Annotated in this window: 12 protein-coding genes; 8 read left to right on the forward strand and 4 right to left on the reverse strand. The window is 68.4% G+C overall.

Features of this window, described 5'->3' with window-relative positions:
• Positions 1-11 precede the first annotated feature (11 nt).
• Complete coding sequence (locus VMT40_RS25810) at positions 12-1,280, reverse strand: outer membrane protein assembly factor BamB family protein (RefSeq protein WP_326361375.1); 1,269 nt, start codon at positions 1,278-1,280, stop codon at positions 12-14.
• Between the two features lie 89 nt (positions 1,281-1,369).
• Here VMT40_RS25810 and VMT40_RS25815 point away from each other — a divergent pair, with 89 nt between their 5' ends.
• A complete protein-coding gene (locus VMT40_RS25815; RefSeq protein WP_326361376.1) occupies positions 1,370-2,236 on the forward strand; it encodes an alpha/beta fold hydrolase in 867 nt (288 codons plus the stop codon).
• A gap of 196 nt (positions 2,237-2,432) precedes the next feature.
• Entirely contained in the window at positions 2,433-3,293 is an 861-nt protein-coding gene (locus VMT40_RS25820; protein ID WP_326361377.1) for a P1 family peptidase, read from the forward strand.
• A gap of 4 nt (positions 3,294-3,297) precedes the next feature.
• On the opposite strand, the gene VMT40_RS25825 is transcribed toward VMT40_RS25820, so the two are convergent.
• Positions 3,298-3,939 (reverse strand): dihydrofolate reductase family protein, encoded by a 642-nt coding sequence (locus VMT40_RS25825; protein ID WP_326361378.1) that lies wholly within the window; start codon positions 3,937-3,939, stop codon positions 3,298-3,300.
• A gap of 81 nt (positions 3,940-4,020) precedes the next feature.
• Complete coding sequence (locus VMT40_RS25830; RefSeq protein ID WP_442790044.1) at positions 4,021-5,013, reverse strand: heme o synthase; 993 nt, start codon at positions 5,011-5,013, stop codon at positions 4,021-4,023.
• Between the two features lie 401 nt (positions 5,014-5,414).
• On the opposite strand from VMT40_RS25830, the gene tkt reads away from it, so the two are divergent.
• From tkt to VMT40_RS25860, 6 genes are all read left to right on the forward strand, one after another.
• The gene (gene tkt, locus VMT40_RS25835; RefSeq protein ID WP_326361379.1) at positions 5,415-7,559 is read left to right on the forward strand and encodes a transketolase; all 2,145 of its coding nucleotides are present in this window, start codon (positions 5,415-5,417) and stop codon (positions 7,557-7,559) included.
• A 5-nt stretch (positions 7,560-7,564) separates the two neighbouring features.
• A complete protein-coding gene (gene tal, locus VMT40_RS25840; protein WP_326361380.1) occupies positions 7,565-8,698 on the forward strand; it encodes a transaldolase in 1,134 nt (377 codons plus the stop codon).
• A 2-nt stretch (positions 8,699-8,700) separates the two neighbouring features.
• Positions 8,701-10,263, forward strand: coding sequence for a glucose-6-phosphate dehydrogenase (gene zwf, locus VMT40_RS25845; RefSeq protein WP_326361381.1), 1,563 nt, complete (start codon positions 8,701-8,703; stop codon positions 10,261-10,263).
• 25 nt (positions 10,264-10,288) lie between these two features.
• Complete coding sequence (gene opcA / locus VMT40_RS25850) at positions 10,289-11,197, forward strand: glucose-6-phosphate dehydrogenase assembly protein OpcA (RefSeq protein WP_326361382.1); 909 nt, start codon at positions 10,289-10,291, stop codon at positions 11,195-11,197.
• Entirely contained in the window at positions 11,190-11,924 is a 735-nt protein-coding gene (gene pgl, locus VMT40_RS25855; protein WP_326361383.1) for a 6-phosphogluconolactonase, read from the forward strand. Before opcA ends, pgl begins: the two co-directional genes overlap by 8 nt.
• Before the next feature lie 157 nt (positions 11,925-12,081).
• On the forward strand, positions 12,082-12,876 hold the full coding sequence (locus VMT40_RS25860; protein ID WP_326361384.1) for a hypothetical protein: 795 nt from the start codon (positions 12,082-12,084) through the stop codon (positions 12,874-12,876).
• 20 nt (positions 12,877-12,896) lie between these two features.
• Here VMT40_RS25860 and VMT40_RS25865 read toward each other — a convergent pair whose 3' ends face one another.
• Positions 12,897-13,064, reverse strand: coding sequence for a hypothetical protein (locus VMT40_RS25865; protein WP_326361385.1), 168 nt, complete (start codon positions 13,062-13,064; stop codon positions 12,897-12,899).
• Between the last annotated feature and the right edge of the window lie 12 nt (positions 13,065-13,076).

Genomic DNA, 13,076 nt, shown 5'->3' on the forward strand with positions numbered 1-13,076 from the left:
GCCCAAGCCCACTAGGGAAGTCGGAAGTACTCGATCCCCGACAGGGTGCCCACGACGAGGACGCCGTTGGCGAGCACCGGTGTGGCGAAGTGCGGGAGTGCGCCGGTCCCGTACTGGGCCAGGACATTTCCGGTCGCGGGATCGAGGGCGTAGAGGGTTCCGGTGTGCCAGTCGGTGGCCCATACGCGCCCGGCGGCCACCAGGGGCGGACCGTTGGCGGGGGCGGTGGTGTGCCAGAGCACCGTGGCCGCGCCGGTGTCGGAGACGCGCACGGCCGTGGTGCCCTTGGTGCAGGGCAGGTAGGCGACATCGGCGTCGACCGCCGCGGGTCCGAAGGCCTTGCAGCCGGTGAATGCCGATGCCCCGCTGGAGATTCCACCCAGGTGCGCGGGGTCGAGAACGTAACCATCGCCGGATTTCCCGGCCATGACGAGATGTCGGTTGACCAGGACCGGGTTCATGGTGCCGAGATCGCGGTCGGCGGCATTGTCCTGGGCCCATGTGGTGGGTGCGAAGAAGTCGGCGCGGCGCAGATCGGGGGTGAGGGCGATCACCGAATCGGTGTCGTCGTAAGGTGATCCGGGTTCGGCGTCGCCGTTGCCGACCGAATAGAACAGCAGCCCATCGACTTCCGCCGCCGGTCCCGGAGCCCAGACTCCGCCCTTGCCGCTGGTCGAGGCGCGATACCAGGTCACGGCGCTGGTGGAAACATCCACGGCCGCAATGGCTCCGGTGTAGTTGCCGCAGTCTCCGTAATTGCCGCCGAAGGCCGCGTACACGTGACCGTCGCGGACGGTGAGCGCGGGCCGTTGCAGGTAGGCGGGCGCGTCACCGAAGGGCGGATCGACCGGTACCCGCAGCGTCACAGACCCGGTGTCGGAGTCGAGTCCGTACAGGGTTTTGTGCGCGCCAGCGGATTCGGCGACGACATAGACGCGGTGCGCGGAGGCGTCGTAGGCGGGCGCGCCGGTGATGCCGACCGGATCGATGTTTCCGCATGGCAGTTGCGATCCGGGCATCGGGTCGGCCACGTGGGTGCGCCAGCGTACGGTGTCCCCGGCAACCGCATAGATCGATCCATTCTCGGTGGCGGCGATCACGGTGTCGCCCACGGCGATCGGACGCCCGTACACGGCTCCGTCCAAGGTGATGACCGTCCCCGACGGCGGCGCCTCGCGCGTGGGCGGCACGTCGGTGGACCCGCCGCATCCACTCATCGCGACGACCACACCGCACGCGCCGATCGCCGCGAGCAGTGTCCGCCTCCCGTGTGCCGTCATTGCCGCCCACCTGCCGGTCGCCCCTCCCCCCGACATGGTGGCACACATCCCACCGATGAATTCAGTTCCGCCGTACCGTCTACGACGTTATGAGCGAACACACCCTGGAAACCCCCGAGGTCGATCTCGTCTACGACGTGCTGGGACCCGCGCCCGCCGACAGCGCGCATCGCCCGCTGCTCATGATCGGTCAGCCGATGACCGCCTCCGGGTTCTATACGCTGGCTTCGTATTTCCCGGAGCGCACGGTCATCACCTATGACCCGCGCGGACTGGGCCGCAGCGTCCGCAAGGACGGGCGCACCGACAACTCCCCCACCGTGCAGGCCGAGGACGTGCACGCCCTGATCACCGCGCTGGGCGTGGGCCCGGTCGATATGTTCGCCAGCAGCGGTGGCGCGGTCACCGCGCTGGCGCTGGTCGCCGCCCACCCCGACGATGTCGCCACCCTGGTGGCCCACGAGCCGCCGATCATCCCGCTGCTGCCCGACGCCGAGGCCGCCCAGCGCGCCAATGCCCTGGTCGGCGAGGCGTACCGGGCCAAGGGGTCGTTCGCGGGCATGGCCGCCTTCATCGGTCTGACCTCGTGGCGGGGCGAGTTCACCGACGCGTATTTCGCGCAGCCACCGGCGGATCCGGCCATGTTCGGCATGCCCAGCGAGGACGACGGCACCCGCGACGACCCGCTGCTGTCGGGCAGCTCCGCGGCCGTCACCGCCTACACCCCCGATGCCGCGGCCTTGCGCGCGGCCAGCACCCGCGTGCTCATCGGGGTGGGCGAGGAATCCGAGGGTGTGCTCACCGGCCGCACCGCCGAGGCCACCGCGGCCCTGCTCGGCAGCACACCGGTCGTATTCCCCAGCCACCACGGCGGTTTCACCGGACCCGACTCGGGTTATCCGGGCCAGCCCGAACCCTTCGCCGCGAAACTGCGCGAGGTCCTCGACGGACAGTGAGCCGCGAGATTCTCGATAGGCACTGAACCGCGAGGTTCTCGATGGTCACTGCGCCGCGAGGGGTATCCCGCGCCGTCCGGAAGTAGTTGTCCGACATCCCTCATGGGTGATTTGTCACAGTGCCTTCGCCGCGCCCGGTGGCAGGATCGGTCGAAAGGCACTGTGACGGTGTGGATCAGGCGCGGGAGGTTCGAGGATGAGCATCGGGATCGCCGGAGTTCGGGTGGGGCATTGGACCGATTCGGTCGGGGAGACCGGATGCACGGTCCTCCTGCTGCCGGAGGGCACGACCGGGTCCTATGAGGTGCGCGGTGGCGCACCCGCCAGTCGGGAGCTGGACGCCCTGGACCCGGAGAAGACCGTGCAGACCGTGGATGCCATTGTGCTCAGCGGTGGTTCGGCGTTCGGCCTGGCCAGCGCCGACGGGGTGATGCGGTATCTGGAGGAGCAGGGCCGCGGCGTGCCGACGCCGGGCGGCCGGGTGCCGATCGTTCCGACACTGTCGCTGTTCGATCTGAGCGTCGGGGATCCGGCCGCGCGCCCGACCGCCGAGCACGGGTACGCGGCCGCGCGCGCCGCCGCCGGGGACCAGGTGCTGAGCGGTCGAGTGGGGGCCGGGGCGGGTGCGTATGTCGGGCATTGGCGCGGCCCGGACGCCCGGGTGCCCGGTGGAATCGGTTACGCGGAAAAGCGATTGGGTGAGGTCGTGGTCGCGGCCGTCTGCGCGGTCAACGCCTTCGGCGATATCGACGACGGTTCCCCGGAGATCTCCTTCGACGCCGTGGCCATGCTGCAACAGCTCGCAGTCACCGAGTCGCGCTCCCACACCACCATCGGCGCGGTCGTGACCAACGCGCGCCTGGACAAAATCGGCTGCCGCATCGTCGCCCAGGGCGCGCACGACGGCCTCTCCCGTGCGCTGACTCCACCCCACACCCGCTTCGACGGCGACGGTTTCATCACCGCCGCCACCGGAGCGGTCGAAGCCAATATCGATGTCGTACGCCTGCTGGCATTGGCCGCGGTGACCGACGCGATCCGCTCGGTCCCGCACTGACGTTCTACTGCTTGGTCATCCACACGTGGGTGACCGATTTGGTGCTGAGCATGTCGGCGACGCGGTAGCCGGGCAGGTCTCCCAGGTTGTCGAACAGCCGCTCCCCCGACCCCAGCAGGGTCGGCACGATCGCCAGGTGCAGTTCGTCGACCAGTCCCGCGGCCAGGAATTGGCGCACGGTGCTCGCGCCTCCACCCAAGCGCACATCAGCGCCGTTAGCGGCGTCGAAAGCGCGTTTCAGCACCGATTCTGGAGTGTCGGCGACGAAGTGGAAGGTGGTGCCGCCCTCCATCGTCAGATCGGGGCGCGAGTAGTGGGTCAACACGAAGGTGTCGTGGTGATACGGCGGATTCGGCCCCCACCAGCCGGTCCAGGAGTGATCGGGCCAGTCCCCGCGCACGGGCCCGAACATATTGCGGCCCATGATGGTCGCCCCGATCCCGTGGTCCCCCGCCGCGAGCAGTTCGTCGTCGGCCCCGACCTCGCCGCCGTCACGCCCGAGCATGGTGTGCCCGTAGCGGGTGCGGAAGGCCCACTCGTGCAGTCGTTCTCCCCCTACTCCCAGGGGCGCGTCGGGCCCTTGATCGGGTCCGGCGACGAAACCGTCCAGGGAGGTGGACAGGTTGTGGACTCGCAGTTTCGGCATGGCGCGTTCCTCTCGACCGAGCGGGCGGCGTATCCGCCCTACTCAGTCCTCGAACGGCGATGCCTCAAATCGACAAGCGGGTCAGGCCCAGCCGAACAGGGTGTGGCCCAGCGTGTGCCAGCCCAGCACCGAGTCCACGGCCAGCCCGCAGAACACGACGGCCAGATAGTTGTTGGACTGCAGGAACAGTCGCAGGGGCTTGACCGATTCGCCGCGACGCACACCGGAGTAGAGCTGGTGGGCCATGAGCAGGAACCACGCGCCCGCGACCAGCGCGACGGCGGCGTAGATGGGGCCCGCGGCGGGCACGAGGGCGAGGGTGGCCAGGACGGTGGCCCAGGTGTAGAGGACGATCTGCTTCGTGACGGTCTGCTCGGTGGCCACCACCGGCAGCATCGGCACACCCGCGGCCTTGTAGTCCTCCTTGTAGCGCATCGCCAATGCCCAGGTGTGCGGCGGGGTCCAGAAGAAGATGACCAGGAACAGCACGATCGAGGGCCACCCGATGGTCCCGGTCACCGCGGACCAGCCGACGAGCACGGGCATGCATCCGGCCGCGCCGCCCCACACCACGTTCTGGGAGGTGCGGCGCTTGAGGCCGAGGGTGTAGACGAAGACGTAGAACAGGATGGTCGCCACCACCAGCGCGCCCGAGAGCAGGTTGGCCTGCCACCACAGCCACGCGAACGACGCCAAGCCGAGGGTGACACCGAACACGAACGCGTTGCGGGTGGGCACGGCCTCGCGGGCCAGCGGACGCTTGGAGGTCCGCTTCATCACCTTGTCGATATCGGCGTCGGCGACACAGTTGAGGGTGTTGGCACTGGCCGCGCCCATCCAGCCGCCGAACAGGGTGGCCAGGATCAGGCGGATGTCGACGTGGCCGCGGTCGGCCAGCAGCATGGTGGGAATCGTTGCGACGAGCAGCAATTCGATGACGCGGGGCTTGGTGAGCGCGATGTAGGCCAGCACCCGCCTGGTCGCCGCCGACACCGGGCCACTACCCGTGACACGGTCGGCGAGCATCGCCCCGGAGGAGCCGTGAGCGCCACCCGGCTGTTGCCCAATCCGCACTGTTTCTCCTCGCACGCCGTGCATGTCTGATCCGGTCTGGAACTAGCAGCGCGCTCTGCCGTTCCCCGAACACAGTTCCGTGCGGCGCGGCCACTACTACACAGCATGGTAGACCCACGGCGACCATGCTCCCGACCAGGTCCACCTGTGACGCGCGCCAAGACCGATTCGCCGGGCGTATACCGGGTAGTAACGAACTGGTCCGTGCCCGGGCACTATCGGGCGACACCCGCGCCGGTGAATCCGGGTTACCGTCCGACGACGAAACGCCGACCTTTAGGGTGGACGTAGATCGGTGCGCCACGTGTCCTGCCGCGCGACGCATCACGGATCGAACCGCAGCGAAACATCCCGCCGCCCACAACCGCATCGTTGACGAGAAGGTCAGGAGAACCTCGGTCGTGTCAGTCACAGACGACATCCGCGCGCTCACTCAGCCGAACCACCCCACCGACTGGACCGAACTGGACACCAGAGCCGTCGACACGGCCCGGGTCCTCGCCGCCGATGCGGTGCAGAACGCCGGGAACGGCCACCCGGGCACCGCCATGAGCCTGGCGCCGTTGGCGTACACGCTGTTTCAGCGCGTCATGCGCCTGGACCCGACCGACCCGGAATGGGTGGGCCGCGACCGTTTCGTGCTGTCGTGCGGGCACTCCAGCCTGACCCTCTACATCCAGCTGTATCTGGCGGGCATGGGCCTCGAGCTGACCGATCTCGAGCACCTGCGCAAGTGGGGTTCGCTGACCCCGGGCCACCCGGAGTACCGCCACACCGAGCACGTCGAGATCACCACCGGCCCGCTGGGGCAGGGTCTGGCCTCGGCGGTCGGCATGTCGATGGCCTCGCGGCGTGAGCGCGGCCTGTTCGATCCGCAAGCGGCGCAGGGCAAGTCGGCGTTCGATCACTTCATCTACGTGATCGCCTCCGACGGCGACATGGAGGAGGGCGTCACCTCCGAGGCGTCCTCGCTGGCGGGCACCCAGCAGCTGGGCAACCTGATCGTCTTCTACGACGACAACAAGATCTCCATCGAGGACGACACCCGCATCGCCTTCACCGAGGACACCGCCGCGCGCTACCGCGCCTACGGCTGGCACGTGCAGGTCGTCGAGGGTGGCGAGAACGTGGTGGCCATCGAGCAGGCCATCGCCGAGGCGCAGGCCGTCACCGACAAGCCCTCGATCATCCTGCTGCGCACCATCATCGGCTACCCGGCCCCCAACAAGATGAACACCGGCGCCTCCCACGGTGCGGCGCTGGGCGCGGACGAGGTGGCCGCGACCAAGAAGATCCTCGGCTTCGACCCGGACAAGAGCTTCGAGGTCGATCCCGCGGTCATCGCGCACTCGCGCGGCAATGTGGCCGATCGCGCCAAGGCCGCCCGCGCGGCCTGGCAGGAGCAGTTCGACGCGTGGGCCGCGGCCAACCCGGAGAACAAGGCGCTGTTCGACCGGCTGCAGCAGCGGGCACTGCCCGCGGGCTGGACCGACGCGCTGCCGGTGCACGCCCCGGACCCCAAGGGCATGGCCACCCGCAAGGCGTCGGGCAAGGTCCTGGAAGCGCTCGCGCCGGTGCTGCCGGAGCTGTGGGGCGGCTCGGCCGACCTCGCCGAATCCAACAACACCACCATGCCGGGTGTGCCGTCCTTCGGTCCCGAGGACATCTCCACCAGCCACTGGAAGGCCAACCCGTACGGGCGGACCCTGCACTTCGGTGTGCGTGAGCACGCGATGGGTTCGATCCTCAACGGCATCGCCCTGCACGGCCCGACCCGCCCCTACGGCGGCACCTTCCTGGTGTTCTCCGACTACATGCGGCCCGCGGTGCGGTTGGGCGCGCTCATGCGCACCCCGGTCACCTACGTGTGGACCCACGACTCCATCGGTCTGGGCGAGGACGGCCCCACCCACCAGCCGATCGAGCACCTCGCGGCGCTGCGCGCGATTCCGGGCCTGAACGTGGTCCGGCCCGGCGACGCCAACGAGACCACCTACGCCTGGCGCACCATCCTCGAACGCGATAGCGCCGAACGGCATTCGCATTTCCTGGTCTCCGAGCCCCCGCACCAGGACGGCCCGTCGGCGCTGGCGCTGACCCGTCAGGATCTGCCGATCCAGGAGGGCACCAGCTACGAAGGTGTCAGCAAGGGCGGCTACATCCTGGCCGAATCCTCCACCGCCACACCGCAGGTGATCCTGATCGCCACCGGTTCGGAACTGCAGCTCGCGGTCGAGGCGCGGACTACGCTCGAGGCACAGGGCATCGGCACCCGTGTGGTGTCCATGCCGTGTGTGGAGTGGTTCGACGCGCAGGAGCAGTCCTACCGCGACCAGGTGCTGCCGCCGTCGGTGCGCGCCCGCGTCTCGGTCGAGGCCGGAATCGCCATGCCGTGGCACCGGTTCACCGGTGACCTCGGGGAGAACGTGTCGATCGAGCACTTCGGTGCCTCGGCCGACTACAAGACGCTGTTCCGCGAATTCGGCATCACCGCCGATGCCGTCGTCGCCGCCGCCACCCGCTCGCTTGCCAAGGTGAAGGGATAAGTCTCATGACCCAGAACACGAACACCGCGGCCCTGTCGGCCGCCGGGGTTTCGGTGTGGCTGGACGATCTGTCGCGTGATCGCATCAAGTCCGGAAATCTCAAGGGCCTGATCGACACTCGCAATGTCGTCGGTGTCACCACCAACCCGACCATCTTCCAGGGCGCCCTGTCCAAGGGCCACGCCTACGACGAGCAGGTCAACGAGCTCGCCGCCCGCGGCGCGGACGTGGATTCGGCGATCCGCACCATCACCACCGATGACGTGCGCGCCGCCTGCGACGTGTTCGCCGATGTCTTCGCCGCCTCCAAGGGCGTCGACGGGCGGGTGTCCATCGAGGTGGATCCGCGTCTGGCCTTCGACACCGACGGCACGGTCGCCCAGGCGATCGAGCTGTGGAAGATCGTGGACCGGCCCAACCTGTTCATCAAGATCCCGGCCACCGAGGCCGGTCTGCCCGCGATCACCCGCGTCATCGCCGAGGGCATCAGCGTGAACGTGACGCTGATCTTCTCGGTCAAGCGCTACATCGCGGTCATGGGCGCCTACCTCGACGGGCTGCGCAACGCGCTCACCGCCGGGCACGACATCGCCAAGATCCAGTCGGTGGCCTCGTTCTTCGTCTCCCGCGTGGACACCGAGATCGACAAGCGCCTGGAAGCCATCGGCACCCCCGAGGCCCTCGAACTGCGCGGCAAGGCCGGAATCGCCAACGCGCAGTTGGCCTATGCCGCCTACCAGGATGTGTTCGACGGCGGCAAGCACACCGATGTTTTCGCCAAGCTGGCCGCGTCCGGCGGGGCGAACCGGCAGCGTCCGCTGTGGGCCTCGACCGGTGTGAAGAACCCGGAGTACTCCGATGTCATGTACGTCACCGAACTGGTCGCCCCGAACACGGTGAACACGCTGCCGGAGAAGACCCTCGAGGCGGTCGCCGACCACGCCGAGATCGTGCCGAACACGGCCGTCGGCAAGGCGGAGGCGGCGCAGGCCGTCTTCGACCAGCTCGTCGCGGTCGGCATCGACCTGGACGACGTGTTCGGCGTCCTCGAGACCGAGGGTGTGGACAAGTTCGTGGCCTCCTGGAACGAATTGCTCGTGGCCACCACCGAAAAGCTGCAGGTGGCGGGAGGCAACTGACAGTGGCTCGCGCGGCGACAACGGTCGCGACGCCGAATCCGCTGCGCGACAATCGCGACAGCCGGGTTCCGCGTATCGCTGGACCATGCAATGTGGTGATATTCGGCGCAACCGGTGACCTCGCGCGGCGCAAAGTGCTGCCAGCGATCTACGACCTGGCGAACCGGGGGCTGCTGCCCCCGGGCTTCTCGCTGGTCGGTTTCGCGCGCCGGGACTGGACCGACGAGGATTTCGCCAACCACGTCCACGAATCGGTGACGGCCTCCTCGCGGACCCCGTTCCGCGAGGAGGTGTGGCAGCAGCTGAAGGAGGGATTGCGTTTCGTCCGAGGCACTTTCGAGGACGACGCGGCCTTCCACAAGCTGGCCACCACCCTCAAGGATCTGGATCGCGATCGCGGAACGGGCGGCAATACCGCCTTCTACCTGTCGATTCCGCCCGACGACTTCCCGATCGTGCTGGAACAGCTGTCCAAGAACGGGTTGGCCAAGGCCACGGACGCCCCTGCGGGGCAACCGGATCCGTGGCGGCGTGTGGTCATCGAGAAGCCCTTCGGGCACGATCTGAAGAGCGCTCAGGAACTGAACGCGTTGGTCAACACCGTGTTTCCGGAGCGGTCGGTGTTCCGCATCGACCACTACCTGGGCAAGGAGACGGTGCAGAACATTCTGGCGCTGCGCTTCGCCAACCAGCTCTGGGATCCGATCTGGAACGCCAACTATGTCGATCACGTCCAGATCACCATGGCCGAGGACATCGGATTGGGCGGGCGCGCGGGCTATTACGACGGCATCGGCGCGGCCCGCGACGTCATCCAGAACCATCTGCTGCAGCTGCTGGCCTTGACGGCGATGGAGGAGCCGGTCAGCTTCCAGCCCAAGCAGTTGCAGATCGAGAAGATCAAGGTGCTCTCGGCCACCAAACTCGTCGAGCCCCTCGACGAGACGACCGCGCGCGGGCAGTACACGGCGGGCTGGCAGGGCAGCGAGCCGGTGGTGGGTCTGTTGCAGGAGGAGGGTTTCGACCCGAACTCGCGCACCGAGACCTACGCGGCGATCACCCTGGCGGTCGAGACTCGCCGGTGGGCGGGCGTGCCGTTCTATCTGCGCACCGGAAAACGGTTGGGACGCCGCGTCACCGAGATCGCGGTGGTGTTCAAACGCGCCCCGCACCTGCCCTTCGACCAGACCATGACCGAGGAACTCGGGCAGAACGCGCTGGTCATCCGGGTGCAACCGGACGAAGGCATCACCATGCGATTCGGGTCCAAGGTGCCCGGGTCGTCGATGGAGGTGCGCGATGTGAACATGGACTTCAGCTACGGCGAGGCGTTCACCGAGGACTCCCCCGAGGCCTACGAGCGGCTCATCCTGGATGTGCTGCTGGGGGTGCCGTCGCTGTTCCCGGTGAACGAGGAAGTCGAATTGTCGTGGCGCATCCTGGATCCCGCGCTCGAGCATTGGGCCGAGACCGGTAAGCCCGACCCGTACGAGGCGGGCGGTTGGGGCCCGGATTCCGCCGACGAGATGCTCGCGCGCAGCGGGCGGGAATGGCGGCGACCGTGACCTCACCCACCCAGGAGCCCACCCGATGATCATCGACATGCCCGACACCGACACCCGCGAGGTGTCGAAACGTCTTGTGCAGCTGCGCGAATCCAATGGCGTGGTCACCATGGGCCGGGTGCTGACCCTGGTGGTGTGCACCCTGGATTCCTCCGAGGCCGAGGACGCCATCGACGCCGCCAATGACGCCAGCCGCGAACACCCCTGCCGGGTGATCGTGTTGGCGCGCGGTGACCGCATGGCCCCGACCCGGCTGGACGCGCAGATCCGCGTCGGCGGCGACGCCGGGGCCGCGGAGGTGATAGTGCTTCGGCTGCAAGGGGATCTGGTGCCCCACGAGTCGAGTGTGGTCATCCCGTTCCTGCTGCCCGACACCCCGGTGGTGGCGTGGTGGCCGCGGGGCGCGCCGGAGTTCCCGTCCAAGGATTCGGTGGGCCGCCTGGCGACCCGCCGCATCACCGACGCGACCTTCGCCCCGGATCCGCAGGCGACCATCAAGGCGCGGCGGGGGTCCTACGCGCCCGGTGACACCGATCTGGCGTGGAGCCGGGTCACCTATTGGCGGGCGCTGCTGGCGGCGGCCTTGGACGAGGCCCCGTTCGAACCCGTCGAGTCCGTGACGGTGTCGGGTTTGAAGGAGGAACCGGCGCTGGACATGCTGGCGGGGTGGCTGGCCGCGCGGCTGGACTGCCCGGTGGTGCGGCGCACCGGCGAGTTGAAGGTGGAGATGCGCCGGTCCTCGGTGTCGATCTCCATCGCGCGCCCGCAGCACGGGCGCACCGCGACCCTGACCCGCACCGGCGAACCCGATCAGCGGTTCGCGCTCGCGCGGCGCGAGACCAAGGACTGCCTGGCCGAGGAGCTGCGGCATCTGGACGCCGATGACATCTATGCCGAGGCGCTCACCGGCATCGAAAGGGTGACCTATGAGTAAGCCGCAGGTCGAAACCTTCTCCGGCACCGAGGAATTGGTGGCGGCCGCGGCCGCGCGGTTCGTCACCGAGGTGGTGGAGGCGCAGCGGTTGCGCGGGTCGGCGTCGGTGGTGCTCACCGGCGGCGGCACCGGGATCAAGCTGCTGGAGTTGGTGCGCCAGGCCCCCGGCGACATCGACTGGGCCAACCTGGACGTGTTCTGGGGTGACGAGCGGTTCGTCCCGACCGGCGACGCGGACCGTAATGAACTCCAGGCCCGGCAGGCGCTGCTGGATCACGTGCCGGTCGATCCGGCCCGGGTGCATCCGACCGAATCCTCCAGCGGCGACTACCCGGACCCTCTGGAGGCCGCGGGCGAGTATCAGGCCACCGTGCACGCCTACCTGGCCGAACACGGCGCATTCGATCTGCACCTGCTCGGTATGGGCGGCGAGGGCCACATCAATTCCCTGTTCCCGCACACGGACGCCACCCGTGAGGAACACGAACTGGTTGTCGCCGAAACCAATTCGCCCAAGCCCCCGGCGGTGCGCATCACCTTGACGCTGCCCGCGGTGCGCAAGTCGCGGCACGTGATGCTGATCGTCTCCGGCGAGGCCAAGGCCGCCGCGGTGGCCGCTGCCCTCAATGGCGCGTCCCCGCTGGATGTTCCGGCCGCGGGCGCGATCGGCATCGAATCCACCACGTGGCTGCTGGACGAGGCCGCCGCCGCGGACCTGCCCCGCTAGCCACCCGCATCACCCGCGAGAGGGCGGGCCCGGCACGTGCCGCCGGGCCCGCCCTCTCGGTGTAAACGGGTAGTTCACTACTCGCGATTCACCCTGTACACCGTCCTAGCGTCGGGGCAGGCGTCGAAAGGTTCGGCGCGCGGAGGGGGAATCCGACATGATCGACATCATCACGTTGCGCGGCACCGGGGAACAACGCACGGCCGACGGCACACCCGCGGGCATGCTGCACGACGTCACCAAACTGCTCGACACCGACAAATTCCGCTGTTTCGAACCGGATTGGCCCGCCTCCATCGGCCCCGACCCCAACACCTGGGGCCCGTCCCTGGACACCTCGGTGCGATTGGGGGTCGCGGCCGGTGTCAAGGCGCTGCAGGATTCACCGAATGTCTGTGGCCTGCTGAGCTATTCACTGGGCGGCATCGTGGCGAGCACGATCCTGGAGGGCGTACGCGCGGGCGTCTACACCAACACCGACGACTCCCCCCTCGAGATCGCGTTCGTCATCAATATCGCCAACCCGATGCGCCGCGCAGGCCAGTCGGTCGCAAACCTCTGCCCCGCAACAACCTACGGCCTCCACGGCCAACGCGGCCCCTGGCCCCACACCATCGACGTGCGCGAATACGCCAACCCCGACGACATCATCACCTCCTCCCCCGCCGACTCGCCCCTACGCGCCCTCGACACCGCCATCTCCCCCTTCTCCCTGGTCGAAGGCGCCCGCATCGGCAACCTGACCCCAATCCTCTTCCACGAACTCCTCGAATTCCTCCTCCAGAACCCCGCCCAAAACCTCGACCGCTACGCGGCAGCCATCCGCGGCCTCCTCGGCTACCTCACCCCCTGGCCCGACGGCCAACACGTCCTCTACTCCGGCCACCCCATGCCCAACACCGACGTCCTCTGGACCACCCACGCCGCCGACTACCTCAACACCCACTACTGACCCCGGCGCTCGATCCCCATTCAGCCCCGCTCGGCCTCGCGCCGGGCCAGTAGCTGCTGGAGGTAGTTGGCCTGCCGCTCGGCCCAGGCGACCGCGCTGGCATTTTGTCGGTCGGCGGCGATCCTGGCCTCCCAGGCCAGCCGGTTGCGTTCCTGTTGGGACTCGTTCTCGGCCATGCGCACAAGCATGCGTCAAGGGTT

The sequence above is a fragment of the Nocardia sp. CDC160 genome (assembly GCF_035818795.1).
Taxonomy (GTDB): domain Bacteria; phylum Actinomycetota; class Actinomycetes; order Mycobacteriales; family Mycobacteriaceae; genus Nocardia.